Origin of the sequence: Kitasatospora sp. NPDC004745, from assembly GCF_042873275.1 — a bacterium.
Taxonomy (GTDB): Bacteria; Actinomycetota; Actinomycetes; order Streptomycetales; family Streptomycetaceae; genus Kitasatospora.
Genome location: NZ_JBIALK010000028.1, coordinates 40,806 through 66,828, shown reverse-complemented (window position 1 = coordinate 66,828; position 26,023 = coordinate 40,806). Strand labels below are relative to the sequence as shown.

At 74.0% G+C, this 26,023-nt stretch carries 20 protein-coding genes; 18 read left to right on the top strand and 2 right to left on the bottom strand.

Annotated elements, in window-relative coordinates; all coding sequences use genetic code 11:
* Window positions 1-25: 25 nt before the first annotated feature.
* From ACFYUY_RS33165 to ftsY, 5 genes are all read left to right on the top strand, one after another.
* Complete coding sequence (locus ACFYUY_RS33165; protein ID WP_387906130.1) at window positions 26-1,387, top strand: hypothetical protein; 1,362 nt, start codon at window positions 26-28, stop codon at window positions 1,385-1,387.
* Window positions 1,388-1,517: 130 nt separating this feature from the next.
* Complete coding sequence (locus tag ACFYUY_RS33160) at window positions 1,518-1,817, top strand: acylphosphatase (protein ID WP_360220916.1); 300 nt, start codon at window positions 1,518-1,520, stop codon at window positions 1,815-1,817.
* A gap of 402 nt (window positions 1,818-2,219) precedes the next feature.
* Window positions 2,220-2,423 carry a hypothetical protein gene (locus ACFYUY_RS33155; RefSeq protein WP_030243474.1) on the top strand — a complete coding sequence of 68 codons (204 nt, stop codon included), beginning with the start codon at window positions 2,220-2,222 and terminating at the stop codon, window positions 2,421-2,423.
* A 177-nt stretch (window positions 2,424-2,600) separates the two neighbouring features.
* Window positions 2,601-6,242 (top strand): chromosome segregation protein SMC, encoded by a 3,642-nt coding sequence (smc, locus tag ACFYUY_RS33150; RefSeq protein WP_387906126.1) that lies wholly within the window; start codon window positions 2,601-2,603, stop codon window positions 6,240-6,242.
* Between the two features lie 47 nt (window positions 6,243-6,289).
* Complete coding sequence (ftsY, locus tag ACFYUY_RS33145) at window positions 6,290-7,534, top strand: signal recognition particle-docking protein FtsY (protein ID WP_360220922.1); 1,245 nt, start codon at window positions 6,290-6,292, stop codon at window positions 7,532-7,534.
* Between the two features lie 101 nt (window positions 7,535-7,635).
* Here the strand turns inward: ftsY and ACFYUY_RS33140 are convergent, their stop codons facing one another.
* Window positions 7,636-8,313, bottom strand: coding sequence for a bifunctional DNA primase/polymerase (locus tag ACFYUY_RS33140; RefSeq protein ID WP_360220925.1), 678 nt, complete (start codon window positions 8,311-8,313; stop codon window positions 7,636-7,638).
* A 605-nt stretch (window positions 8,314-8,918) separates the two neighbouring features.
* Between ACFYUY_RS33140 and ACFYUY_RS33135 the strand changes: the two genes are divergently transcribed.
* The 7 genes from ACFYUY_RS33135 (at window position 8,919) to ftsH (ending at window position 19,375) form a co-directional block, all read left to right on the top strand.
* The gene (locus ACFYUY_RS33135; RefSeq protein ID WP_360220928.1) at window positions 8,919-10,373 is read left to right on the top strand and encodes a hypothetical protein; all 1,455 of its coding nucleotides are present in this window, start codon (window positions 8,919-8,921) and stop codon (window positions 10,371-10,373) included.
* A gap of 290 nt (window positions 10,374-10,663) precedes the next feature.
* Window positions 10,664-12,100, top strand: coding sequence for an ammonium transporter (locus ACFYUY_RS33130; RefSeq protein WP_387906122.1), 1,437 nt, complete (start codon window positions 10,664-10,666; stop codon window positions 12,098-12,100).
* Window positions 12,100-12,438 carry a P-II family nitrogen regulator gene (locus ACFYUY_RS33125; RefSeq protein ID WP_270143771.1) on the top strand — a complete coding sequence of 113 codons (339 nt, stop codon included), beginning with the start codon at window positions 12,100-12,102 and terminating at the stop codon, window positions 12,436-12,438. Before ACFYUY_RS33130 ends, ACFYUY_RS33125 begins: the two co-directional genes overlap by 1 nt.
* Before the next feature lie 178 nt (window positions 12,439-12,616).
* Window positions 12,617-15,085, top strand: coding sequence for a [protein-PII] uridylyltransferase (locus ACFYUY_RS33120; protein WP_360220935.1), 2,469 nt, complete (start codon window positions 12,617-12,619; stop codon window positions 15,083-15,085).
* 100 nt (window positions 15,086-15,185) lie between these two features.
* Complete coding sequence (ffh, locus tag ACFYUY_RS33115) at window positions 15,186-16,748, top strand: signal recognition particle protein (protein ID WP_387906161.1); 1,563 nt, start codon at window positions 15,186-15,188, stop codon at window positions 16,746-16,748.
* 60 nt (window positions 16,749-16,808) lie between these two features.
* On the top strand, window positions 16,809-17,351 hold the full coding sequence (locus ACFYUY_RS33110) for a GNAT family protein (RefSeq protein WP_360217696.1): 543 nt from the start codon (window positions 16,809-16,811) through the stop codon (window positions 17,349-17,351).
* An 86-nt stretch (window positions 17,352-17,437) separates the two neighbouring features.
* Entirely contained in the window at window positions 17,438-19,375 is a 1,938-nt protein-coding gene (ftsH, locus tag ACFYUY_RS33105) for an ATP-dependent zinc metalloprotease FtsH (RefSeq protein WP_387906119.1), read from the top strand.
* Between the two features lie 260 nt (window positions 19,376-19,635).
* Here ftsH and ACFYUY_RS33100 read toward each other — a convergent pair whose 3' ends face one another.
* The gene (locus ACFYUY_RS33100) at window positions 19,636-20,460 is read right to left on the bottom strand and encodes a class I SAM-dependent methyltransferase (protein ID WP_387906116.1); all 825 of its coding nucleotides are present in this window, start codon (window positions 20,458-20,460) and stop codon (window positions 19,636-19,638) included.
* Between the two features lie 351 nt (window positions 20,461-20,811).
* Between ACFYUY_RS33100 and proS the strand changes: the two genes are divergently transcribed.
* The 6 genes from proS (at window position 20,812) to trmD (ending at window position 26,019) form a co-directional block, all read left to right on the top strand.
* Window positions 20,812-22,224: a proline--tRNA ligase gene (gene proS, locus ACFYUY_RS33095; RefSeq protein ID WP_360217687.1), complete on the top strand. Its 1,413-nt coding sequence runs from the start codon at window positions 20,812-20,814 to the stop codon at window positions 22,222-22,224.
* Window positions 22,225-22,622: 398 nt separating this feature from the next.
* A complete protein-coding gene (locus ACFYUY_RS33090; RefSeq protein WP_359822362.1) occupies window positions 22,623-23,201 on the top strand; it encodes a hypothetical protein in 579 nt (192 codons plus the stop codon).
* A 392-nt stretch (window positions 23,202-23,593) separates the two neighbouring features.
* Window positions 23,594-24,022: a 30S ribosomal protein S16 gene (gene rpsP / locus ACFYUY_RS33085; RefSeq protein WP_360217684.1), complete on the top strand. Its 429-nt coding sequence runs from the start codon at window positions 23,594-23,596 to the stop codon at window positions 24,020-24,022.
* 2 nt (window positions 24,023-24,024) lie between these two features.
* Entirely contained in the window at window positions 24,025-24,264 is a 240-nt protein-coding gene (locus ACFYUY_RS33080) for an RNA-binding protein (protein ID WP_030056773.1), read from the top strand.
* Window positions 24,265-24,523: 259 nt separating this feature from the next.
* A complete protein-coding gene (rimM, locus tag ACFYUY_RS33075; protein WP_360217681.1) occupies window positions 24,524-25,096 on the top strand; it encodes a ribosome maturation factor RimM in 573 nt (190 codons plus the stop codon).
* 104 nt (window positions 25,097-25,200) lie between these two features.
* The gene (gene trmD, locus ACFYUY_RS33070; protein ID WP_387906158.1) at window positions 25,201-26,019 is read left to right on the top strand and encodes a tRNA (guanosine(37)-N1)-methyltransferase TrmD; all 819 of its coding nucleotides are present in this window, start codon (window positions 25,201-25,203) and stop codon (window positions 26,017-26,019) included.
* Window positions 26,020-26,023 lie beyond the last annotated feature (4 nt).

Sequence of the window (26,023 nt, the reverse complement as noted above, 5' to 3'; positions counted from 1 at the left end):
CGCCGGTCACGGTAGCGTCGGGGACATGAGAACCCTTGCACGACGTTCCCGGGGCGCCGGGCCGCTTGCCCTGGTGGCGGCGCTGCTCGGGCTGTTGCTCCTGCTGGCTCCGGCGGCCTCGGCCGCCGGCGGGCTGGACGACGCCGCCTCCACCCTGAAGCAGGGCAAGGTCTACGTCGACCCGGCGATGACCGGCCGCTTCAGCCAGAGCCAGGCGGACGCCCTGACCGAGAAGATCAAGAAGGCCGACAAGCCGATCTTCGTCGCGGTCGTCCCGGCCAGCCAGGCCTACGGTGCCCAGACCGTCTTCAAGGACCTGCGCACCAAGGTCGGCATCGACGGCGCCTACGCGATCTGGCGCGGCGACCAGTTCGCCGCCCACGCGGACCGCGGCGCGATGGCGAACGGCAGCGCCGAGCGGATCGCCGGCGCGGCCTTCCGCTCCCACGGCGGCGACATCGACGCCACCCTGAACGACTTCGTCGACACCGCCGCCCCGCAGGCCAAGGGCAGCGGGGTCAACAGCAGCACCTCGATCGCCTGGGTCGTCATCCCGGTCGCGCTGCTCGCCCTCGCCGGCGCCGGTGTCTTCCTCCTCTTCCGCCGTGCCAAGAAGCGCAAGGAGGAGCAGGCCCGCGCCGAGCTGGAGCAGCTCCGCCGGGTCGTCGACGAGGACATCACCGCCTTCGGCGAGGAGCTGGACCGCCTGGACTTCAGCCCGGGCGCGGCCGACGCCGACGACACCCAGCGCGCCGACTACACCCACGCCCTGGACTCGTACGAGAAGGCCAAGCGCCTGATGGACGAGGCCAAGCGGCCCGACGACGTCAGGCCGGTCACCGAGGCGCTGGAGGACGGCCGGTTCGCCCTCGCCACCCTGGCCGCCCGGCGGGACGCCCGCCCGCTACCCGAGCGCCGCCCGCCGTGCTTCATGGACCCGCGCCACGGCCCGTCCGTCAAGGACGTCGACTGGGCCCCGGCCGGCGGCGCCGCCCGCACCGTCCCGGTCTGCCAGGCCGACGCCGACCGGCTGGCCGCCGGCCTCGACCCGGCCGTCCGCACCGTCGACACCGACCACGGCCCCCAGCCGTACTGGAACGCCGGCCCGGCGTACGGCCCCTGGGCGGGCGGCTACTTCGGGGGCTTCGGCGGCGGCCTGCTGCCGGGCCTGCTGGTCGGCACCGCGCTCGGCTCGATGATCAGCTCCCCGGCCTACGCCGCGGCCCCGATGGGCGACCACGGTTACCAGGACCAGTACGAGGGCGGTGACTACACCGGCGCCGACTTCAACGCCTCGGACTTCAGCGGTGGCTTCAGCGACAGCGGGGGCGGCTTCGGCGGGGGCGACTTCGGTGGCGGGGGCGACTTCGGCGGCGGCGACTGGTGACGCGCTGACCCGCTGCCCCGGACGCCCCGTCCCCGCGGCCCCGCCGGCTCCCCGGCGGGGCCGCGGCGCGTCCGGGCCGGCCGCGGCGACCGCCCGGGCCACGGCGACCGCCCCGGGTTAGGGTCGGGGCATGCACGGTCGCGACGCCCACAGTGATGAACCGGTCCGGGTGACCGCCTGGGTCCGGGGGAAGGTCCAGGAGGTCGGCTTCCGCTGGTGGACCAGGGCGCGGGCGCTGGAGGTCGGGCTGACCGGCTACGCGAGCAACCTCGGCGACGGCCGGGTCCAGGTGGTCGCCGAGGGCCTGGCCACCGACTGCGAACTGCTGCTCGCCCTGCTCCGCGGCCCCGACACGCCCGGGAGCGTCAGCGGCGTCACCGAGATCTGGACGGCCGTCGGCACCGGTTACGAGGGCTTCGAGATCCGCTGAGCCGGGCCCCGCGGGGGCCGCCCGGAAATGATCCGCAACTGCCGGTGTCATACGGTTGCCATTCGGGCAGACTCGTGGTTGACTCCGCATCGAACGATGATCCACGAGCAGGTGGTGGACCCGGCCCGAGCCCCCCTAGGCGTGACGACACCGCCAGGCAGGTGACAGGGGCGCGGTAGCGTGCGGTGATCGTGTTGACCCTTTCCGTCTTTGGTGAGACGCTTGAAGCCCGCGCACACGACCGCGTTTATCCGGTAGGCGCATGCCCTCGTGAGCCCAGCTCACGACGGTTGTGCCGTGGTGTCCAGCCAGCACTGCCGGTGGCGCGCCGCGCGTGCGTCCCCCTTCCCCCTAGACCCATACCGTTCCGGTTCGGTCACTCAGCGTGGAGGACCATTCATCATGGCAAAGGCGCTTCTCGGGTACGTCGGCGGCCCCGACCCGCGAATGCTCTCCGAGATGCGACGGCTTCAGCAGCGCGTCCAGGACCTGGAGTCCGAGCTCCTTCGGATGCAGGCTGAGAACGACGCTCTCACCGCTGTCGCTGACGAGCACTCGCTGCTCAACAGCATCGATCTGGATCAGCGGGAGCCGGCTCTCACCTGAGTCCCGCACGGTCCTCGCAGATCGACGCCGCTGTGCACTGAGCCGCCCCGAAAGGGACGCTGCATGCAAGGGACGCCCGGTTGTGGCGTCCCTTCGTCGTGTCCGGGCCCGGGGCGCACCGCCCGCCGGGGTTACAGTCGCCGCTGGGCCCCCGCGAGCGATGAGGAGACCGGCCGCGTGCACCTGAAGAGTCTGACGCTGCGCGGGTTCAAGTCCTTCGCCTCCAGCACCACCCTGCGCTTCGAGCCCGGCATCACCTGCGTCGTGGGCCCGAACGGCTCCGGCAAGTCGAACGTGGTCGACGCGCTGTCCTGGGTGATGGGCGAACAGGGCGCCAAGTCGCTGCGCGGCGGCAAGATGGAGGACGTCATCTTCGCCGGGACCAGCGGGCGCGCCCCGCTCGGCCGGGCCGAGGTCAGCCTCACCATCGACAACACCGACGGCGCCCTGCCGATCGAGTACGCCGAGGTGACCATCACCCGGACCATGTTCCGCAACGGCGGCAGCGAGTACGCCCTCAACGGCGAGACCTGCCGGCTGCTGGACATCCAGGAGCTGCTCTCCGACTCCGGCATCGGCCGCGAGATGCACGTGATCGTCGGCCAGGGCCAGCTCGACTCCGTCCTGCACGCCGACCCGATGGGCCGCCGCGCCTTCATCGAGGAGGCGGCCGGCGTCCTCAAGCACCGCAAGCGCAAGGAGAAGGCGCTGCGGAAGCTGGACGCGATGCAGGCCAACCTCAACCGCGTCCAGGACCTGGTGGCCGAACTGCGCCGCCAGCTCGGGCCGCTCGGCCGGCAGGCCAGGATCGCCCGCCGCGCCGCCGGCATCCAGGCCGACCTGCGGGACGCCCGGCTGCGACTGCTCGCCGACGACCTGCTCACCCTCCGCCGGGCCGTCGAGGCCGAGATCGCCGACGAACTGGCGCTGCGGCTGCGCCGCACCACCGTCGAGCAGGAACTCGCCCGGGCGGTGCAGCGCGAGGCCGTCCTGGAGGCGCAGGTCCAACAGCTCGGACCGGGCCTGGAGGCCGCCCGGCAGACCTGGTACCGGCTGTCCGCGCTCGCCGAGCGCACCCGCGGCACCGTCGGCCTGGCCGAGGCCCGGGCCCGGCACGCCGCCGCCGGCGGGCGGACCGAGGAACGGCGCGGACGCGACCCGGAGGAGCTGGAACGGGAGGCCGAACGGGTCCGCGAGGAGGAGGCCGCGCTCGCCGAGGCCCTGGAGGAGGCGCAGTACGCGCTCGCCGAGGCGGTCGAGCACAAGGGGGAGCTGGAACGCGCCCTGGCCGCCGAGGAACGCCGGCTGCGGGACGCCGCCCGGGCCATCGCGGACCGCCGCGAGGGCCTGGCCCGGCTGCAGGGCCAGGCCGCGGCCGCCCGCTCCCGGGCCGCCTCCGCCGAGGCCGAGACCGGCCGGCTCGCCGAGGCCAGGGACGAGGCGCTGCTGCGCGCCGCGGCCGCCCGGGCCGAACTCGACGAACTCCAGCAGCAGGTGGACGGGTCGGCGGGCGAGGACGACCGGGTCGAGGACGCCCACCGGCAGGCCCGGGACCGGCTCGCCGCCGTCGAACACGACCTCGCCGCCGCCCGGGAGACGGCCGGTGCCGCTGAGCGCGAACGCGCCGCGCTCACCGCCCGGCACGAGGCGCTCTCGCTCGGACTGCGCCGCAAGGACGGCACCGGCGCGCTGCTCGACGCGGGGGACCGGCTGGCCGGGCTGCTCGGCCCGGCGGCCGGGCTGCTGCGGATCGCCCCCGGCCACGAGGTGCCCGTCGCGGCGGCGCTCGGGGCGGCGGCCGACGCGGTGGCCGTCGACTCGCCCGGCACCGCCGCCGCGGCGCTGCGGCTGCTACGCACCGAGGACGCCGGCCGGGCCGCCCTGCTGATCGCCGGCGCACCCGAGCCCGGGGCCGCACCGGTCGAGCCGCCCGCCGGGGCCCGCTGGGCGGCGGAACTCCTCGACGGCCCGGCCGACCTGACGGGCGCCGCCCGGAGCCTGCTGGCCGGCGTGGCGGTCGTCGACACCCTCGACGAGGCGCTGCGACTGGTCACCGACCACCCCGGGCTGACCGCCGTCACCGCCGACGGCGACCGGCTCGGCAGCGGCCACGCGCACGGCGGATCCGGTGGTGCGCCGAGCCTGCTGGAGACCCGGGCCGCGGTGGACGAGACCGCCCGGGCGATCGACGAACTGGCCGCCCGCTGCGCCGAGTCGGCCGCCCGCCTGGCCGAACTCACCGAACTGCGCCGGGAGTCGGTCGCGGTCGTCGAGCAGCTCGCGGAACGGCGGCGTCAGGCGGAGCGGGAACGCGCCCGGGTCGCCGGTGCGCTGGGCCGCCTCGGCGGTCAGGCCCGGGCCGCCGCCGGTGAGGCCGAGCGGCTCTCGGCCGCCGCCGCGCGGGCCGACCGGGGCCTCGCCGAACTGCTGTCCGCCGCCGAGGAGTCGGCCGAACGCCTGGCCGCGGCGGAAGGCACGGCGGAGGCCGGGGAGGAGGAGCCGGACCGGGCCGAGCAGCAGCGGCTGGCCGACGGCGCCTCCGCGGCCCGGCAGACCGAACTGGAGGCCAGGCTCGCGGTGCGCACCCACGAGGAGCGGGTCCGCGCGCTCGCCGGCCGGGCCGACCAGCTGGACCGGGCCGCCCGAGCCGAGCGCGAGGCGCGGGACCGGGCCGCCGAGCGCCTCCGGCGCGCCGAGCACGACGCGGGCGTGGCGAACGCCGTCGCGGCGGGCGCCCGGCAGCTGCTGGCCTGCCTGGAGGTGTCGCTGACCCGCGCGGACGCCGGGCGGGCGGCCGTCGAACAGGAGCGCGCCGAGCGCGAGAGCGAACTGCGCGCGCACCGCGAGCAGGGCCGCGGCCTCAAGGAGGAACTGGACAAGCTGGTCGACGCCGGCCACCGCGACGAGGTGCTGCGGGCCGAGAAGCGGCTGCGGATCGAGCAGCTGGAGGCCCGTGCGCTGGAGGAGTTCGGCATCGACGGCGGTGAGCTGCTCGCCTCGTACGGCCCGGACCAGCCGGTGCCGCCGTCCGCCGCGGACGCCGCCGAGGAGGGCCGGGACGGCGGGGACGGCGGGGAGCCCGGCGCGCCGCGCCCGTACGACCGGGCCGAGCAGGAGAAGCGACTGAGGGTCGCCGAGAAGGCCTACCAGCAGCTCGGCAAGGTCAACCCGCTGGCGCTGGAGGAGTTCACGGCGCTGGAGGAGCGCCACCGCTTCCTGGGCGAGCAGCTGGACGACCTCAAGCGCAGCCGGCGCGACCTGCTGGACATCGTCCGGGAGGTCGACGACCGGGTCGAACAGCTGTTCACCTCGGCCTACCACGACACCGCGGCACAGTTCGAAGGCGTCTTCGCCCGACTGTTCCCCGGCGGGGAGGGGCGGCTGGTGCTGACCGACCCCGACGACATGCTCACCACCGGCGTCGAGGTCGAGGCCCGCCCGCCGGGCAAGAAGGTCAAGCGGCTGTCACTGCTCTCCGGCGGTGAGCGCTCGCTCACCGCCGTGGCGCTGCTGGTGTCGATCTTCAAGGCGCGGCCCAGCCCGTTCTACGTGATGGACGAGGTGGAGGCGGCGCTGGACGAGACCAACCTGCGCCGGCTCGTCGGGATCATGGAGGAGCTGCGGGAGTCCTCCCAGCTGATCGTGATCACCCACCAGAAGCTCACCATGGAGTCGGCGGACGCCCTCTACGGCGTGACCATGAAGGGCGACGGCATCTCGCAGGTGATCAGCCAGCGGCTGCGCGGGGGAGTGCCCGCGCGCCGCCGGGCCGGGGAACGGCACGGGTCCGTCGCCGCCGCCCCCACCGCATCGGCGTAGTCCGGCTGCGGTCCATCCGCGCTCCGGTCACGGATACTGGAGCGGATATGGAATACGTGATCCTTGCCGTAGTCATCGCCGTGATCGCCGTCGGCGCGATCGCGGGCCTCGTCGTTTCCGGCAGACGACGCCAGCAGCTCCCCCCGAAGTCGCAGGCGCCGGTCATCACGGCGCCGAAGCCCACCCCGGCGGAGCCCCAGGTCGGCGACGAGTCCGCGCCGCCCACCGAGGAGCCCCGCCGCACCGTCGAGGAGGTGGAACTCCCCCTTCCCGAGGCCGGGACCACCGAGGCCGGGACGGCAGAGGCCCCCGCCGAGATCGAGGTCGAGGCGGCCGAGGCCGAGGCGCCCCCGGCCGTCGAGGTCCCCGAGCCCACCGCGGGCCGGCTGGTCCGGCTGCGCTCCCGGCTCTCCCGCTCGCAGAACTCGCTCGGGAAGGGCCTGCTCACGCTGCTCTCCCGCGAGCACCTGGACGAGGACACCTGGGAGGAGATCGAGGAGACCCTGCTCACCGCCGACGTCGGCGTCGCCCCCACCCAGGAGCTGGTCGAGCGGCTGCGCACCCGGGTGAAGGTGCTCGGCACCCGCACGCCCGACGAGCTGCGCGCGCTGCTGCGCGAGGAGCTCGTCGAGCTGGTCGGCAGGGACCTCGACCGCACCGTCCGCTCCACCAAGCACGAGGACGGACCGGCCGTGGTCCTGGTGGTCGGCGTCAACGGCGTCGGCAAGACCACCACCACCGGCAAGCTGGCGCGCGTCCTGGTCGCCGACGGCCGCAAGGTGGTGCTCGGCGCGGCCGACACCTTCCGTGCCGCGGCCGCCGACCAGCTGCAGACCTGGGGCGAGCGGGTCGGTGCCCGCACCGTGCGCGGCCCGGAGGGCGGCGACCCGGCCTCCATCGCCTTCGACGCCGTCAAGGAGGGCATCGCCGAGGGCGCCGACACCGTGCTGGTGGACACCGCCGGCCGGCTGCACACCAAGACCGGCCTGATGGACGAGCTGGGCAAGGTCAAGCGGGTCGTCGAGAAGCACGGCCCGGTGGACGAGGTGCTGCTGGTGCTGGACGCCACCACCGGCCAGAACGGCCTGATCCAGGCCCGGGTCTTCGCCGAGGTGGTCGAGATCACCGGCATCGTGCTGACCAAGCTGGACGGCACCGCCAAGGGCGGCATCGTGGTCGCGGTCCAGCGCGAGCTGGGCGTGCCGGTCAAGCTGGTGGGTCTGGGCGAGGGCGCGGACGACCTGGCGCCGTTCGAGCCGGGCGCGTTCGTGGACGCGCTGATCGGGGACTGAACGCCCCGTGCACGAAGGGTCCGCTCCCGACGGGGGGCGGGCCCTTTCGCGTGCCCGGCCAGGTGCGGCGGAGGCCGGGAGCCCAGGCGGGGGCGTGCGGGCTAGGACGCCAGCCAGGCGGGTTCGGCGGTGCGCTCGCGGCCGCGGTGGCAGGCGTAGGCGAGGGTGCCGAGCAGCAGCCGGGCCTCCGGCGGGCAGCCGGCGTTGTCGCGGGTGGGGCGGCGCAGCCAGCGGACCGGGCCGAGCGTGCCGAGCACGGTGGGCGGGGCGGCCACGTAGCTGCCCTCGCCGTGGCAGGTGAGGTCGAGGGCGGCGTCGTCCCAGCCCATCCGGTAGAGCAGGTCCGGCAGCCGACGGGCGGTGCCGGCGGCGACCAGGAACTGCAGTCGACCGGTGGGCGCGGCGAGCACCGGGCCGACCTGGGTGCCCATGCGTTCCAGCCGGACCAGCGCCTGCAGGCCGGCCTGCTCGGGGACGTCCAGGACGTCGAAGGCGCGGCCGGTGGGGAACAGCACCGAGCCCTCGGCGCCGGCGGCGCGGGCCCGGCCCGCGGTGCCCGGCACGGGGTGCAGACCGGGTGCGGCGCAGCGTGCGGAGCCGCAGGGACAGCGGGTCGGGGCGGTGGCGGAGTCGGCCGGGGCGCCGGTGGCGACCGTCCAGCCCCAGCGGCCGGTGTACTCCGCGGCGGCCTGGGACGCGGTGACCTTGGTGCGGCGGCGCGCGCCCAGCGGCGTCAACCGCAGGTGTCCCAGTCGAAGTTCGCCGAACAGGTTGTCCATGCCTCCCCCAACAGGTTCTGGTTGCCGATGGTTACGGGATCGTGACTTTGTGTTGATTGTCCGTTGCGTGACGCGTTGTGCGGTGGCGGCGCGCAGCGCGCGGTGCGCGCCTGTTGCGGTGGTGCGCCTCGGGCGCCGCCTTGTGGCGGGCGGCACCGGTGCAGGATCGTCGGGTGCGCGGGGCGGGTGCCGACCGGTGCGGTCGGCGAACTCGCCCGTGGCCGCTGTGGATTGCCGGTACCACCGGGTTTCGCCGGAGGACTTGGCGGCCCGCATATGCCGGACCGTCGGTCCATCCAGTGAAGCGTGTGGGTCCTTGCTTCGGTTCACTCCTGGGGGTGGCGAAAGGTGGCGTTTCGCCAGGGTCGCTCCCGCGGGTGCCGGGCGGGGCATTACGTTCAGCACACGGACGTGGTCGTCGAGTCGACTCCAGGCCCTCGGGGAACGGGAGTTGGGGATCTGACGACTCGTCCGCGACGATGGCACACCAGTGCGACGGCACGGTACGGCACCACCTCAGGCACGGCACGCCTGGCAAGAGCCCGCAACCGTCGGGCGTCACGATCGGGGCCCCGGCAGGGGCCGGGCGGGATGGGGACGTTCCCATGGCAGAGAAGCAACCCAACGAGAAGCTGACCACGTGGTTCGCCCGCAGCGGATGGTCCAAGGGCGAGCTGGCCCGCCAGGTCAACCGCCGGGCCCGGCAGATCGGCGCCCACCACGTGTCCACCGACACCTCGCGGGTGCGCCGCTGGCTCGACGGCGAGCAGCCCCGGGAGCCCATCCCCAAGATCATGTCGGAGCTCTTCTCCGAGCGCTTCGGCTCGGTGGTCTCCATCGAGGACCTCGGCCTGCGCGCGGCGATCCCGGTCTCCACCGTGGGCGGCGGCGTCGACCTGCCGTGGAGCGCGCCGCAGACCGTCCAGCTGATCAGCGACTACTCCCGCAGCGACCTGATGCTCAACCGCCGGGGCTTCCTCGGCACCTCGCTCGCGCTGACCGCCGGTGCCGCCCTGATCGAGCCGATGCAGCGCTGGCTCGCCCCCGGCCCGACCGGCACCCCCACCCCGATCCTCGCCGCGGCCAACGGCGGCGACCCCTTCACCGGCCGGCTCTCCGAGCCGGAGCTCGAACTGCTCGAGCAGACCACCGTGATGTTCCGCCAGTGGGACGCCCAGAACGGCGGCGGGCTGCGCCGCAAGGCCGTCGTGGGCCAGCTGCACGAGGTCACCGACCTCCTCCAGGAGACGTACAACGAGAACACCACCCGGCGGCTGTTCCGGCTCACCGCGGAACTCGCCCACCTGGCCGGGTGGATGTCCTACGACGTCGGGATGCACCCGAGCGCGCAGAAGTACTACGTGCTGGCCCTGCACGCCGCCAAGGAGGCGGGCGACCGCCCGTTCGGCGCACTGATCCTCACCGACATGAGCCGCCAGATGATCCACCTCAACCGGGGCGAGGACGCCCTGGAGCTGATCCACCTGGCGCAGTACGGCAGCCGGGACACCGCCACCGCGCGCCAGCAGTCCCTGCTGTACGCGATGGAGGCGCGGGCCTACGCCACCATCGGAGAGGTGAACCGCTGCGCCCGGGCGGTCCGGCTGTCCGAGGACACCTTCACCGACATCCGCGAGGGGGACGAGGAGCCGGACTGGCTGAAGTTCTTCTCGCCCGCCGAGCTGAACGCCGAGAACGCGCACTCCTTCCGCGACCTCGCCTACCACTCCGACAACGCCGAGCTGTACGCCTCGATGTCCGCGCCGGTGATGGAGCGGGCCGTCGACCTCTTCCGCCAGGACGGCGACCACGTGCGCTCGTACGCCTTCAACCTGATCGGCATGGCCAGCGTGCACCTGCTGCAGAAGGAGGCCGAGCAGGCCGCGGTGATGGCCGAGCAGGCCGTGGACATCGCCGCCAAGGTGCGCTCGGAGCGGCTGAACTCCCGGGTGCGCAAGACCACCGAGGCCGCCGCCGCCCGCTTCAGGGGCGTGGACGCGGTGAGCCGGCTCAAGGAGCGCGTGGTCCAGGACATCCCGGAGTACGTCTCGGTGGTCTGAGGACCCCGCCGCCGGGCCCCCGCCGACCGTGCCGGCCCCCCGCCGCCACGGTCGGTGGCGCTTTCGCGACCGGCCGTGCCGTGCGGCGGCACGGTAAGCCGTCCGGCCCGGTGACGGGGCCGTGGTTCACGCAGGTGTAACCCGCGCGTCGCATGCGTCACGGCCGCGAAACAACGGGCCGCACTGGCCGAAACCAGCCTTCGGCACGCTCCTCTGCATCGCCGACACCCCGGGGTGGCACGGGACAGGTAACCCGGGTGTGGATCGGCTTTCACGCAGAGGAGACGCCGATGCCGGACGGCTTCAGCGCGGGCGACACCGCCTTCGTGCTCATCAGTGCGGCCCTGGTCATGGTGATGACCCCGGGCCTGGCCTTCTTCTACGGGGGCATGGTCCGGGCCAAGAGCACACTGAACATGCTGGCGATGAGCTTCCTCTCGCTCGGCATCGTCAGCGTGCTCTGGGTCCTCTACGGGTACTCGCTCAGCTTCGGACCGGACTCCTTCGGCGGGCTGATCGGCAACCTGGACTTCATCGGGATGCGCGGCATCGGCCTGAACGACCTCACCGGGACCATTCCGGTCACCGCGTTCTCCGCCTTCCAGCTGATGTTCGCGATCATCACCCCGGCGCTGATCAGCGGCGCCATCGCGGACCGGGCGAGATTCGCCGCCTGGGGCCTGTTCATCGCCCTCTGGGTGAGCATCGTCTACTTCCCGGTCGCGCACTGGGTCTTCTTCTTCGACGGCGGCAACGGCGGCTGGCTGGGTGACCGCAACGGCGTGATCGACTTCGCCGGCGGGACGGCCGTCCACATCAACGCGGGCGTCGCGGGCCTCGCGCTCTGCCTGGTGCTCGGCAAGCGGGTCGGCTTCAGGAAGGACCCGATGCGCCCGCACAGCCTGCCGCTGGTGATGCTCGGCTCCGGACTGCTCTGGTTCGGCTGGTTCGGCTTCAACGCGGGCTCGGCGCTGGCCGCCAACGGCGTCGCCGCGATGGCGCTGGTCAACACCCAGGTGGCCACCGGCGCCGCGCTGGTCGGCTGGCTGGTCTTCGAGAAGTTCAAGCACGGCGCGTTCACCACGCTGGGCGCCGCCTCCGGCGCGGTGGCCGGTCTGGTCGCGATCACCCCGGCCTGCGGCTCGGTCAGCCCGCTCGGCGCGGTGGCGATCGGCCTGATCGCCGGGGCCGTCTGCGCCGCCGCGGTCAGCCTCAAGTACCGCCTCGGCTTCGACGACTCCCTCGACGTGGTGGGCGTGCACGCGGTGGGCGGCGCGATCGGCTCGCTGCTGATCGGCCTGTTCGCCACCGGCGGTGTCGGCCAGACCGCCAAGGGCCTGTTCTACGGCGGCGGGCTCGGTCAGCTCGGCAAGCAGGCGATGGGCGTGGCCGTGGTCGCCGCGTACTCCTTCGTGCTCTCCTGGCTGCTGGCGAAGGTGGTCGACCGGACGGTCGGCTTCCGGGTCGCCGAGGAGGTCGAGGTGGCCGGCATCGACCAGGCCGAGCACGCCGAGTCGGCCTACGATTTCAGCGCCGTGGGCGGGGGCCTGGCCCGGGCCGTCACGGGTCTGGTCGGCGCCGCTCAGGCCGCTCAGGCCGCCAGGGCCGTCGAGGGCTCCGGTGACGGGCCGGCGGCCGGGTCCGCCGGGCAGCCCCCGGAGAAGTCCGCCGAGAAGTCCCCGAAGACCGCCGAGAAGACCGCCGAGAAGACCGAGGTCGACGCCTGATGAAGCTCATCACCGCCGTGATCAAGCCGTACCGCCTGGACGAGGTGAAGGCCGCCCTGCAGGCCTTCGGGGTCCACGGCCTGACCGTCACCGAGGCCAGCGGCTACGGCCGCCAGCGCGGCCACACCGAGGTCTACCGGGGCGCCGAGTACACCGTCGACCTCGTGCCCAAGATCAGGATCGAGGTGCTGGTCGAGGACGAGGACGCCGACGACCTGATCGACGTCCTGGTGAAGGCCGCCCGCACCGGCAAGATCGGCGACGGCAAGGTGTGGAGCATCCCGGTCGACACCGCCGTCCGGGTCCGCACCGGCGAGCGCGGCCCAGACGCCCTCTGAGCCCGCTCCGGGACCGCCTCCGGGGCCCCGGCCCCGACTCCCCCCGAAGGCCCTGACACGCACCGCGGGCGGGCCTGCGACCCCACCCGGGCGCAGGCCCGCCGGCGGCGTATCGGCGCCCGGCCCCGCGGGCCCTCCGGCGCCACCCGCTCAACCGCACGACGGACGGGACCACGCGATGACCACCGAGACCAGCCCGCCCTCCCCGACCGGCGACGACCGGGACGGGACCGCCGCCCACGCCGCCTCCCACGCCGCCGCCCGGGCCGCCCTGCTCGCCGACCCCGGCCGGTCCGGCCGCCCCCGCCGCACCGCGCTCGCCCGGCTCACCGACGACTGGCTGGCCGGCCTGTTCACCGCCGCCGGCCGGCCGCCCGGCGTCGCACTCGTCGCGGTCGGCGGCTACGGGCGCGGCGAGCTCTCCCCGCGCAGCGACCTCGACGTCCTGCTGCTGCACGACGGCCGGATCGCCCGCGACCTGCCCGAGCGGATCTGGTACCCGGTCTGGGACTCGGGCTCCGCGCTCGACCACTCGGTGCGCACCGTCGCCGAGGCCCGGGCGGTGGCCGCCGCCGACCTCAAGGCCCAGCTCGGCCTGCTGGACGCCCGCCACCTCGCCGGGGACCAGGCGCTCACCGCCACCCTGCGCTCGGTGGTGCTGACCGACTGGCGCGCGAGCGCCCCCGCCCGCCTGCCCGAGCTGCGCGAACTCTGCCGCGAGCGGGCCGAGCGGCACGGCGAGCTCTCCTTCCTGCTGGAGCCCGACCTCAAGGAGGCCCGCGGCGGTCTGCGCGACGTCGTCGCCCTGGACGCCGTGGCCGCCACCTGGCTCGCCGACGCCCCCCGGGACGGTCTGGACGCCGCCGCGCTGCGGCTCGCCGACGTCCGCGACGCGCTGCACCTGGCCACCGGCCGGGCCACCGAGCGGCTCAGCCTCCAGGACCAGGACCAGGTCGCCGAACGGCTCGGCGTGCTCGACGCCGACACCCTGCTGCGCGAGGTCTACGAGGCCGCCCGCACCATCGCCTACGCGAGCGACGTCACCTGGCGGGCGGTGGACCGGGTGCTCGCCGCCCGCTCCGGCCGGGGCCGCCGGAGCGCCCGGTCGGCCTTCCGCTTCGCCGGCGCCGGGCGCGGCACCGGCGCGGTGGCCCGGGGCGCGGTCGAGCGCCGCCCGCTCGCCGAGGGCGTGGTCGAGCAGGACGGCGAGGCGGTGCTGGCCCAGGGCGCCCGCCCGGCCGCCGACCCGGTGCTGCCGCTGCGCGCCGCGGCCGCCGCCGCCCAGAACGGCCTCACCGTCTCGTACGCGACGGTGCGCCGGCTGGCCGCCGAGTGCCGGCCGCTGCCGACGCCCTGGCCGGACGAGGCCCGCGAGCAGCTGGTCACCCTGCTGGGCGCGGGCGAGGCGGCCGTCCCGGTCTGGGAGGCGCTGGAGGCGGAGGGCCTGGTCACCCGGTTGCTGCCGGACTGGGAGCGGGTGCGCTGCCGTCCGCAGCGCAACGCCGTGCACCGCTGGACGGTCGACCGGCACCTGGTGGAGACGGCGGTGCGGGCGGCCGCGATGACCCGCCGGGTGGCCCGGCCGGACCTCCTGCTGGTCGCCGCGCTGCTGCACGACATCGGCAAGGGCTGGCCCGGCGACCACAGCGAGGCCGGCGAGGTGATCGTCCGCGACGTCGCCGTCCGGATGGGCTTCGCCCCCGAGGACACCGAGACCCTGGCGGTGCTGGTCCGCCACCACCTGACCCTGGTCGACACCGCGACCCGGCGCGACCCGGACGACCCGGCCACCGTCGAGGCGGTCACCAAGGTGGTCGGCACCCCGCAGCAGCTGGAGCTGCTGCACGCGCTCACCGAGGCCGACGCGCTCGCCACCGGGCCGGCGGCCTGGAGCGCCTGGCGGGCCTCGCTGGTGGACGGTCTGGTGGCCCGGGCCGCCGCCCGGCTGGCCGGCGCCGCGACCGCCCCCGTGGAGGCCGCACCGACCGCAGAGCAGGAGCGGCTCGCGGTCGAGGCCGCCCGGACCGGGGGGCCCGCGCTGTCGCTGCTGGCCCAGTCCGACGGGGCGGACCCGGCCACCGAGCCGATGGGCGTCGAACTGACCCTGGCCGTCCCGGACCGGCCCGGGCTGCTGGGCACCGTCGCCGGGGTGCTCGCGCTGCACCGGCTCACCGTCCGCTCGGCGGGCCTGCGCGAGCTGGACCCGATCGGCGCGGGCCCGGTGCTGCTGCTGTCCTGGCGGGTGGCCGCCGAGTTCGGCGAGCTGCCGGAGGCCGCCCGGCTCCGGGCCGACCTGCGGCGGGCCCTGGACGGCTCGCTGGACGTCGCGCGCCGACTGGCCGAGCGGGACGCCGCCGCCCCGCGCCGCCGGGGCATCCCCACCCCGCCGCCGCTCGTCGCGGTGGCGCCCGCGGTGGCCTCGGCCACCGCGACCGTGCTGGAGGTGCGCGCCCACGACGCCCCGGGGCTGTTGCACCGGATCGGCCGGGCGCTCGACGGGGCCGGCGTCCGGGTGCGCACGGCGCACGTCTCGACGCTGGGCGCGGAGGCCGTGGACTCCTTCTACCTGACCGACGAGGAGGGCCGTCCGCTGGCCGCCGGGCGGGCCGCGGAGGTGGCCGCGGAGGTCCGGGCGGCCCTGGGTTGAGACCCCCGGGCACGGGGGTGGAGACCTCACCCGGGGCGGCCGGATACCCTGGGGGGCGACGACCGTACCGATACCGATGCCGCAGAGGACCCGCGACGACGTGTTCGACACCCTTTCCGATCGCCTCGCAGCGACGTTCAAGAACCTCCGGGGCAAGGGCCGCCTGAGCGAGGCGGACATCGACGCCACCGCCCGCGAGATCCGCATCGCACTGCTGGAGGCGGACGTCGCGCTGCCGGTCGTGCGGGCCTTCATCAAGCAGGTGAAGGAGCGGGCACTCGGCGTCGAGGTCTCGGGCGCGCTGAACCCCGCGCAGCAGATCATCAAGATCGTCAACGAGGAGCTCATCGCGATCCTCGGCGGCGAGACCCGACGGGTGCGGTTCGCCAAGAACGGCCCGACGGTCATCATGCTCGCCGGCCTCCAGGGCGCCGGAAAGACCACCCTCGCGGGCAAGCTCGGCCACTGGCTGAAGCAGCAGAAGCACACCCCGCTGCTGGTGGCCTGCGACCTCCAGCGCCCCAACGCGGTCAACCAGCTCCAGGTGGTCGCCGAGCGCGCCGGCGTGGCCTTCTACGGCCCGCAGCCGGGCAACGGCGTCGGCGACCCGGTGCAGGTGGCCAGGGACTCGATCGAGTACGCCAAGCAGAAGCAGTACGACGTCGTCGTCGTCGACACCGCCGGCCGTCTCGGCATCGACGCCGAGCTGATGCAGCAGGCCGCGGACATCCGCGCCGCGGTCAACCCGGACGAGGTCCTGTTCGTCGTCGACGCGATGATCGGCCAGGACGCGGTCACCACCGCGCAGGCCTTCCTCGAGGGCGTCGACTTCACCGGTGTGGTGCTCTCCAAGCTCGACGGCGACGCCCGCGGCGGCGCCGCGCTCTCGGTCGCGCACGTCACCGGCCGGCAGATCATGTTCGCCTCCAACGGCGAGAAGGTCGACGACTTCGACGCCTTCCACCCGGACCGGATGGCCTCGCGCATCCTCGGGATGGGCGACGTCCTCTCGCTGATCGAGAAGGCCGAGCAGACCTTCTCGCAGGCCGAGGCCGAGAAGATCGCCGCCAAGCTGCGCGGCGGCCCGAAGGCGTTCACCCTGGACGACTTCCTGTCGCAGCTGGAGCAGGTCCAGAAGATGGGCTCGATCTCCAAGCTGCTGGGGATGCTGCCCGGGATGGGCCAGATCCGCGAGCAGATCAACAACATCGACGACAAGGACGTCAACCGGGTCGGCGCGATCATCAAGTCGATGACCCCGACCGAGCGTGCCGAGCCGGAGCTGATCAACGGCTCCCGCCGGGCCCGCATCGCCAAGGGTTCCGGCGTCCAGGTCGGCGAGGTGAAGAACCTCGTCGAGCGGTTCTTCGAGGCCCGCAAGATGATGTCCGCGATGGCCTCCGGCAAGGGCGTGCCCGGCATGCCGGGGATCCCCGGCATGGGCGGCGGCAAGAAGTCCGCCAAGAAGGCCCCGCAGGCCAAGGGCAAGCGCAAGAGCGGCAACCCGCTGAAGCGCGCGCAGGAGGAGGCCGCGGCCGCCGAGCGCCGCGCGCTCGGCCCGGGCGGTGCCCAGGGTCCGGCCGACGGCGGCGCGTTCGGCCTCGGCGCGGGCAAGGGCCCGGCCGACTTCGAGCTGCCCAAGGAGTTCAAGGACCTGCTGTAGGCCCCGGTCCGCCTCCCGACGGCCCGCCGCCCGGCACACCCCGGGCGGCGGGCCGTCGGCATGTCCGATGATGGTGGCGTGCGAGTGACGATCAGGGCCCCGCGGGGCGAGGACAAGGACCTGTACGCCGCGGCGGTCCGGCGCTCCGCCGACCACATCGGGCGGTGGAACCCGGTCGAGCCGGACGGACTGGCCGAGCTGCTGGAACGCCAGGGGCCGGGCCTGCGCACCTTCCTGGTCGTCGACCGGGAGAGCGGCGGGCTGGTCGGCAAGGTCAACGTGGCCAACATCGTGATGGGCCGGTTCTGCAACGCCGCGCTGGGCTACGACTCGTACCTGCCGTTCGCCGGGACGGGGCGGATGACCGAGGGCATGCGGCTGGTCCTGGACCGCTGCTTCGCCGCCCAGACGGCCGGCGGGCTGGGGCTGCACCGGCTGGAGATCAACGTGCAGCCGGGCAACGCGCGTTCGATCGCACTGGCCGAGCGGCTGGGGTTCCGGCACGAGGGCTTCACGCCGCGGATGCTGTTCCTGAACGGGGGGTGGCGCGACCACGAGCGGTTCGCGCTGACCGCCGAGGAGTGGCCGGGCACCGGGGCGTAGCCGGCCGCCGGGGGCGGTGGCCGGGGGCGTCCGCGGCGCGGCGTTGCGCGTGGCCCGCCCGAGCGGCGGTCCGTATCGTCCGACGGGTGACCGAACCCGTGCCGCCGCGCCAGACCCCCGACCAGCCCTGGCGGTCCGAGGGTGCACCGCCCCCGTCACCACCCCGCCGCCGGATGCCCGGCGGCTGGACGGGCCTCGTCCTCACCGCGCTCGTGGTGTTCCTGGTCTCCGACCTGCTGCTGTCCTTCTTCGGCAACGGAGGCGCCACCACGATCTCCTACACCGAGTTCAACGACCAGCTGAACAAGGGCAACATCACCAAGATCTACTCCAAGGGCGACGCGATCGAGGGCACCCTCAAGAGCGCCCGGCCCAAACCCGACGGCGGCGAGGGCGACTACACGGAGTTCGCCACCCAGCGGCCCTCCTTCGCCAACGACGACCTGTGGACCACCCTCCAGAAGCAGGGCGTCGAGGTCACCGCGACCTCCCCGGTGGTCCCGCAGCGCAGCTTCCTCGCCAACCTGCTGCTCTCGCTCGCCCCGATGGTGCTGCTGATCCTCATCTGGGTGCTGGTCGCCCGCCGGATGGGCGGCGGCCTCGGCGCCGGCGCGCTCGGCCGCAAGGCCCCGCCCAAGCCGGTCAGCGCCGAGCAGGGCAGGCGCACCACCTTCGCCGACGTGGCCGGCATCGACGAGGTGGAGGCCGAACTCACCGAGGTGGTCGACTTCCTGAAGAACCCGGACCGGTACCGCAGGCTCGGCGCCAAGATGCCGCGCGGCGTCCTGCTCAGCGGCCCGCCCGGGACCGGCAAGACGCTCCTCGCCCGGGCCGTCGCCGGCGAGGCGGACGTGCCGTTCTTCTCCGCCTCCGCCTCCGAGTTCATCGAGATGATCGTCGGGGTCGGCGCCAGCCGGGTCCGCGAACTGTTCGCCGAGGCCCGCAAGGTGGCCCCGGCGATCGTCTTCATCGACGAGATCGACACCATCGGGCGCCAGCGCGGCGCGGGCGGCGGCATGGGCGGGCACGACGAGCGCGAGCAGACGCTCAACCAGATCCTCACCGAGATGGACGGCTTCACCGGCTCCGAGGGCGTCATCGTGATCGCCGCGACCAACCGGGCGGACGTGCTCGACCCGGCGCTGCTGCGCCCCGGCCGGTTCGACCGGCGGATCACCGTCAGCCCGCCGGACCGGGACGGCCGCGCCGCGATCCTGGGCATCCACGCCCGGACCGTCCCGCTGTCCGGCGACGCCGACCTCGGCCGGCTGGCCAGGGCCACCCCCGGGATGACCGGCGCCGAACTCGCCAACCTGGTCAACGAGGCCGCCCTGCTGGCCGTCCGGCGCCAGCAGGACGCGGTCGGCGAGCGGGACCTCTCGGACGCCCTGGAGAAGGTCCAGCTGGGCGCCGTCCGGCCGCTGGTGATGCCCCGGGAGGAACGCGAGCGGACGGCCCACCACGAGAGCGGGCACGCGCTGCTGGGCATGCTGCAGCCCGGCGCCGACCCGGTCCGCAAGATCACCATCGTGCCGCGGGGCCGGGCGCTCGGCGTCACCCTCTCCACCCCGGAGGACGACCGCTACTCGTACACCGAGCCCTACCTGCGCGGCCGGATCATCGGTGCGCTCGGCGGGATGGCGGCCGAGCAGGTGGTCTACGGGGTGGTCACCACCGGTGCGGAGAGCGACCTGGAACAGGTCACCAACATCGCCCGGGGGATGGCCGGCCGCTGGGGGATGAGCGAACGGGTCGGACGGCTGACCGCGGTGCCCGCCGATCCGCAGGGGGCCTACGGGCTGTCCGCCGCGCCGACCACCCTCGACGCGGTCGACGAGGAGGCCCGGCGGATCGTCGCCGAGTGCTACGAGGAGGCGGTCCGGCTGCTGACCGAGCAGCGGTCCCGGCTGGACGCGCTGGCGGCGGCGCTGCTGGAGGCGGAGACGCTGGACGAGGAGGCGGCGTACCGGGCGGCGGGGGTGCCGCGCAAACCCGTCGGGGGGAAGTCGCTCGACCAGGCGTGAGGCGGCCGGCCGGGGGCGCTCGCCATGACGGCGGGCGCCCCCGGTTTCGGTGCTCGGCGGTCCCGGCGGGCTCGGTGGTTCTGGTGGTCCCGGTGGGCTCGGTGGTTCCGCGGGTCCCGGCGGTCCGGCCCGCTCCAGCCGGGCTCGGCGGTCCTGCCGGTGTTCGTCGGCGCGGTCGGCGCCGTCCCCGCCGCCTCCCGGCCGTCGTCGCGTCCCAGCCGCAGTGTCCCCTCCGTCGCGTCCCCGTCGTCGCCTCCCCGTCAGCGCGGGCGCTCGGCGATCAGGTAGCGGAAGACGTTCTCCATCCGGACCGAGCCGTCGGCGCGCAGGTACGGCTGCAGCGCCTCCTCCAGCTCCTTGGCCACCAGCGAGGCGCCGGAGAACTCCTCGGCCGCCTCGAACAGGCCCGTGGAGAGCAGGCCGCGCACCGCGCTGTCCAGGTCCGCGTAGGCGAACGGGCAGCTCACCCGCCCGCTGCCGGCCGGGCGCAGGCCGGCCGGGGCCAGCAGGTCCTCCAGCGCGCCGGGCGCGCTCAGCTCGAACGGGTCGCGGGCGGTGGTCCGGCCCGCCATCCGGCGCGCCACGTCCAGCACCGGGGCGCTCGCGCAGCGCTCCGGCGGGCCCCAGGCGGCGAGCACCACGTGCCCGCCCGGGAGGGTCAACCGGGCGGCCTCGGCCACCACCGGGCGCGGCTCGGCACAGCCGGGCAACTGCTCGAAGACGGTCACCAGGGAATGGGCCGAGCGGGGGACGGCGGCGGTCGGCCGGGCCCCCGCGCACACCCGCAGCCGGCGGCCGCGGGCCAGCTCGCGCAGCTCGTCCCGCGGCTCCTGGCCGGAGACCTGGGCGCCCCTCCCGGCCGCGAGCAGCAGGGCCAGTCCGGACCGGCAGCCCAGTCCCAGCACGCTGGACGCCGGGCCGACCTCCAGCCGGTCGTAGACCGCCTCGTAGAGCGGTACCAGCATGCGTTCCTGGATCTCCGCCCAGTCGCGCGCCCGCGCGGGCCGGGCGGTCCCGTGCTGCGCGCGGTGTGGTCGTGCGCCTGTTGGTCGTTCGGTCGTGCCGGTCGTCCGAGCTGAAGCCATCGCGGCCTCCCATCCGGTCCTTCGGTGTCCTGCTACGGCTCCCCCAAAGTCCCGCCCCACTCCAGCGAACAGCGGGTCGGGCCCGGCGTCCAGAGGGGTGCAGGGTGGTGCGCGCGTGTCGCGGTCGTGCGCCCCCTGCTCCCGGCGGGGCGCCGCACGGTCCGGGCCGTGCACCGGGCCGCGCCCCGGGGCGTCCTCCGGGGCGCCTCCGGACCGCCCACCGGCCCTTCGGCGGCGCCCCGCGGCGCGGAGCCCGGGGCGGCCCCGGGAGGCGTACGAGCCGTGCGGGCGGCGGCCACGGGTGTGATACCGATTCGAAGTCAGGGGGCCGCTCCCCGTACCATTCGGGCCATGGCTAAGGCACCCGTTCTCACCCCTCAGGCGGAAGACTTCCCGCGCTGGTACCAGGACCTCATCAACAAGGCCGAGCTGGCCGACAACGGTCCGGTGCGCGGCACCATGGTCATCCGACCGTACGGCTACGGCCTGTGGGAGCGGATGCAGCAGGAGATGGACGCGCGGATCAAGAAGGCCGGCGCGCAGAACGCCTACTTCCCGATGTTCATCCCGCAGTCCTACCTGACCAAGGAAGCCGAGCACGTCGAGGGCTTCGCCCCCGAGCTCGCGGTCGTCACCCACGGCGGCGGCAAGCAGCTGGAGGAGCCGGTCGTCGTCCGGCCGACCTCCGAGACGATCATCAACGAGTACTTCTCCAAGTGGGTGCAGAGCCACCGCGACCTGCCCCTGCTGATCAACCAGTGGGCCAACGTGGTCCGTTGGGAGCTCCGCCCGCGCGTCTTCCTGCGCACCACCGAGTTCCTCTGGCAGGAGGGCCACACCGCCCACGCCACGTACGAGGACGCCCGCGAGTACGCGTCGATGATCCACACCCAGGTCTACGGCGACTTCATGACCAACGTGCTCGGCATCGACGTCGTGCTCGGCCGCAAGACCGCCAAGGAGCGCTTCGCCGGCGCCATCAACACCCTCACCCTCGAGGGCATGATGGGCGACGGCAAGGCGCTGCAGATGGGCACCAGCCACGAGCTGGGCCAGAACTTCGCCAAGGCGTTCAACACCACGTACCAGCTGCAGGGCGCCGAGCGCGAGCACGTCTGGCAGACCTCCTGGGGCGTCTCGACCCGCATGGTCGGCGGCCTGATCATGTCCCACGGCGACGACAACGGCCTGCGGGTCCCGCCGCGCCTGGCCGCCGTCCAGGCCGTCGTGCTCGCCATCAAGGGCGACGACGCGGTCATCGCCAAGGTGCGCGAGATCGGCGCCGCCCTGGAGGCCGCCGGCATCCGGGTGGTCGTCGACGACCGCACCGACACCCCGTTCGGCCGCCGTGCGGTGGACTGGGAGCTCAAGGGCGTGCCGCTGCGCATCGAGGTCGGCCCGCGCGACCTGGAGAACGGCACCGCGATGCTGGCCCGCCGCATCCCGGGTGGCAAGGAGCCGGTCTCCATCGACGGCCTGGCCGCGCTGCTCCCGGGCGTCCTGGAGGAGGACCAGGCGCTGCTGCTGCGCCAGTCCCGCGAGCGCCGCGAGGCCCGCACGGTGGACGTCAAGACCATCGACGAGGCCATCGAGGCCGCCGCCACCGGCTGGGGCCGGATCTCCTGGGCCGAGCTCGGTCCGGAGGGCGAGGCCAAGCTGGCCGAGCAGGGCGTCTCGGTGCGCTGCATCATCGCGGCCGACGGCTCCGTTCCGCAGGCGGACGACCAGGACGGCAATATCGCGATCGTCGCCCGCGCGTACTGATGCGTCTTACCGACGGGTAATGACCGTTCCCGGCGACATTTGCCCGGAATGCGGATGGGTAAGAATGCGGTAACTCTCCGCGGGGTCGCCGAACCGGTGACATCCCTACTGGCCGGTCAACTGCCGGTATTAACGGAATAGCGGTACGGTGTACGGCCCGTGGCCCTGTCAACTCGACGGGCCCACGGGCCGTACGTCCTGGGTGCGACAGCCCGCCCCCGGACGGAATTCACGAGGCCCACCGACCTGCGGGGGGCCGAAACCGGCAGGGGGTTGGTCTTGCACCGCATCCGGAACGCGCAATTCGCGCGCGACCATGCATTCCTGGGAGTTCCCTGGGAATTCCCGGAGAACGGGAACACGCGGAACATCGGCTCGCACTCCATCGTTGGTCTAGCGTGAGCACGACACAGCCCCTCGTCCTCGCGGCCGAACTGGCCGCCGCCTGGAGTGACATCCAGGCCTACCACCAGGACCTCCCCGACCTGGCCTCGCCCGAGGCCCTGATCGGCGAATCCTCCTCGGCCTGTGGCACGCGGCTCGGTTTCGAGCGGCTCCTCCACGAGGCTGCCCACGGTCTGGCCGCGGCCCGGGACATCCGGGACACCTCGCGGGCCGGCCGCTACCACAACCGGCGCTTCCTGATGCTCGCCTCCGAGCTCGGTCTGGCCCACCCGGTCGAGCCGCACGCCAGCAGCGGCTTCTCCCAGGTGACCATGCTCAAGGAGACGCAGGAGCGCTACGCGGACACCATCGAACGCCTGGACCGCGCCCTCGGCGCGCACCAGGAGGCGGTGGCCGGAGACGGCGCCACGCGCGCCTTCCGCGGCCCTGCGGCCCGGCACGGCTCCTCCGGGGGCGGCGTCCGGGTCAAGGCGGTCTGCGGCTGCGGTCGCAACGTCCGGGTCGTGCCGTCGGTGCTCGCGCAGGCGTCCATCGTCTGCGGCGCGTGCCAGCAACCGTTCAAGATCGCGTAACCACTCGCTCTGCCGGTTCGCCGGTTCACCGGGACCACGGGTCACGGGGTCGCGGGAACGGAACATCGGAAGACGGGGAAGTCCGGCTGGCAGCTGTGCGGGCAGCGGGTCCGGCCGGAACGAGCAGGACATCGGTGAGCGTGTGGGCTGACCGGGAGCGGGGGCTCCCGGTCGAGCCTCGCGAGCGGGTCCGAGGGGCCGCGGGGAGCGCCCCCCGGGCGGCCGGGTGAAGGCGGTTCGCGCCGGTATGGCAGAATGGACAGCTGAGTACTCGGCAGCCGGGTCAGGACCCCTCTCTCCTACGGCTGGCGTGTCCCTTGAACGGTCCACCTCGCAACCCCACGCGACGGCGAGGCCGCTCACCCACGTCAACACCAGGAGAATCCACTCCCGTGGCAGTCAAGATCAAGCTGAAGCGTCTCGGCAAGATTCGCTCCCCGCACTACCGCATCGTCGTCGCCGACTCGCGCACCAAGCGTGACGGTCGCGCCATCGAGGAGATCGGCATCTACCAGCCGACCTACAACCCCTCGAAGATCGAGGTCGACAGCGACCGCGCCCAGTACTGGCTGTCCGTCGGCGCCCAGCCGACCGAGCCCGTGCTCGCCATCCTGAAGCTGACCGGCGACTGGCAGAAGTACAAGGGCCTGCCGGCCCCCGCGCCGCTCAAGGTCGCGGAGCCGAAGGTCCAGGACTTCTCGCACCTGTTCGCGAAGGCCGTCGCCGGCTTCGAGGACGCCACCACCGGTGTCGCCATCACTCCGAAGGCCAAGAAGTCGGACAAGGTCGAGGCTGAGGCCGACGCCGCCGCCGAGGCCTGAGCGTGATCGAGGACGCCCTCGACCACCTGGTGAAGGGCATCGTCGAGCACCCCGACGAGGTGCAGGTGCGTTCGCGCAACCTGCGTCGGGGCAACACCATCGAGGTGCGAGTGCACCCCGATGACCTCGGCAAGGTGATCGGCCGGGGCGGCCGCACGGCGCGCGCTCTGCGCACCGTGGTCGGCGCCCTCGGCGGTCGCAACGTCCGGGTCGACCTGGTCGACGTGGACAACATCCGCTGACGCTGCTCGTTCAGCAGTCAGGGCTTGTGAGGCCGGTCGGGACGCACGTCGTCCCGGCCGGCCTTTCGCATTCCCCGTGCCGGTCGCAGGACCGGCACCGACCCGCAGTGCCGGCAGCCGCGCGCAGCGCCGGCAGCACGGGCAGTGCCGGCACAACCGGCAGTGCCGGCACCACTAGAGGTGCCGGGGCCCGGCGCCACCGGCACTCCCGCACTTCCCGCATCCCGTCCCGCTCAGGAACTCCAGGAGAACGATCACCGTGCAGCTCGTCGTCGGCAAGATCGGCCGCGCCCACGGCATCAGGGGGGACGTCAGTGTCGAGGTCCGCACCGACGAGCCGGAGCTCCGGCTCGGCCCCGGTGCCGTCCTGCTCACCGACCCCGCGTCGGCGGGCCCGCTGACCGTCGAGTCCGGCAAGGTGCACAGCGGTCGGCTGCTGCTGCGCTTCGCCGGAGTGAAGGACCGCAACGCGGCGGAGGCGCTGCGGGGCACCGTGCTCATCGCCGAGGTCGACCCGGAGGAGCGCCCGGACGATCCGGAGGAGTACTACGACCACCAGCTGATCGGCCTGGACGTGGTGCTGCTCGACGGCACCCTGGTCGGTGAGCTGACCGAGGTCGTCCACCTGCCCTACCAGGACCTGCTCACGGTGAAGAAGCCCGACGGGACGGAGGTGCTGGTGCCCTTCGTCACCCAGATCGTGCCGACCATCGACCTGGAGAACCAGCGCGCCGTGATCACCCCGCCGGGCGGGCTGATCGACCCCGAGCAGGCCGAGGTCGACCGGGACGACTCCGTCGCCGAGGACGAGGGCGCGGAGGGAGCGAAGTGACCTCGCTCGAGGGCCTCGCGCCCGGTACGCCGGCCGGGGCGACCGAGTCGGCTGCAGTGGCCGAGCCGGCCTCCGCGGCGCCCGCGTCCGTGGTGCAGAGCGGGATGCGGATCGACGTCGTCTCGATCTTCCCCGAGTACCTGGAGCCGCTGAACATCTCCCTGGTCGGCAAGGCCCGTGCCCGCGGCCAGCTGGACGTGCACGTCCACGACCTGCGCGAGTGGACCCACGACGTGCACCGGACCGTGGACGACAGCCCGTACGGCGGCGGCCCCGGCATGGTGATGAAGCCCGAGCCGTGGGGCGAGGCGCTGGACGCCGTGGTCGCCGGCGGGCCCGAGGGCCTGCTTCCGACCCTGGTGGTGCCCACCCCGAGCGGCCGGCCGTTCACCCAGGAGCTGGCCCAGGAACTGGCGGGCCGCCCCTGGCTGGCGTTCACCCCCGCCCGGTACGAGGGCATCGACCGGCGGGTGATCGAGGAGGCGGCCACCCGGATGCCGGTGGTCGAGGCCTCCATCGGCGACTACGTGCTGGCCGGCGGCGAGGTCGCCGTCCTGGTGATGGTCGAGGCGATCGCCCGGCTGCTCCCCGGCGTGCTCGGCAACGCGGAGTCCCACCGCGACGACTCCTTCGCGCCCGGTGCGATGGCCGACCTGCTGGAGGGCCCGGTCTACACCAAGCCCGCCGAATGGCGCGGGCGCACAGTGCCGGACGTGCTGCTCAGCGGCAACCACGGCCGGATCGCCCGCTGGCGGCGGGAGCAGGCCTTCGCCCGCACCCTCGCGAACCGCCCCGACCTGGTCGAGCGCTGGCGCCACGGCTCCTTCGACAAGAAGGACCGGGAGGCGCTGAGCATCCTCGGGCTGGCATGGGACGAGGAGCTCGGCCGATTTCGGTCCACGGCCGCCGGTGTGGAACAATAGGCCG

Coding starts and splice junctions, on each gene's coding strand:
- ACFYUY_RS33155 (WP_030243474.1), top strand. CDS start 2,220: ATGGCAAAGGCGCTTCTCGGGTACGTCGGCGGCCCCGACCCGCGAATG.
- ACFYUY_RS33125 (WP_270143771.1), top strand. CDS start 12,100: ATGAAGCTCATCACCGCCGTGATCAAGCCGTACCGCCTGGACGAGGTG.
- trmD (WP_387906158.1), top strand. CDS start 25,201: ATGCGGATCGACGTCGTCTCGATCTTCCCCGAGTACCTGGAGCCGCTG.
- ACFYUY_RS33140 (WP_360220925.1), bottom strand. CDS start 8,313: ATGGACAACCTGTTCGGCGAACTTCGACTGGGACACCTGCGGTTGACG.
- ACFYUY_RS33160 (WP_360220916.1), top strand. CDS start 1,518: ATGCACGGTCGCGACGCCCACAGTGATGAACCGGTCCGGGTGACCGCC.
- ACFYUY_RS33100 (WP_387906116.1), bottom strand. CDS start 20,460: ATGGCTTCAGCTCGGACGACCGGCACGACCGAACGACCAACAGGCGCA.
- ACFYUY_RS33165 (WP_387906130.1), top strand. CDS start 26: ATGAGAACCCTTGCACGACGTTCCCGGGGCGCCGGGCCGCTTGCCCTG.
- ACFYUY_RS33110 (WP_360217696.1), top strand. CDS start 16,809: ATGTCCGATGATGGTGGCGTGCGAGTGACGATCAGGGCCCCGCGGGGC.
- proS (WP_360217687.1), top strand. CDS start 20,812: ATGGCTAAGGCACCCGTTCTCACCCCTCAGGCGGAAGACTTCCCGCGC.
- ACFYUY_RS33135 (WP_360220928.1), top strand. CDS start 8,919: ATGGCAGAGAAGCAACCCAACGAGAAGCTGACCACGTGGTTCGCCCGC.
- ftsY (WP_360220922.1), top strand. CDS start 6,290: ATGGAATACGTGATCCTTGCCGTAGTCATCGCCGTGATCGCCGTCGGC.
- ACFYUY_RS33120 (WP_360220935.1), top strand. CDS start 12,617: ATGACCACCGAGACCAGCCCGCCCTCCCCGACCGGCGACGACCGGGAC.
- ACFYUY_RS33130 (WP_387906122.1), top strand. CDS start 10,664: ATGCCGGACGGCTTCAGCGCGGGCGACACCGCCTTCGTGCTCATCAGT.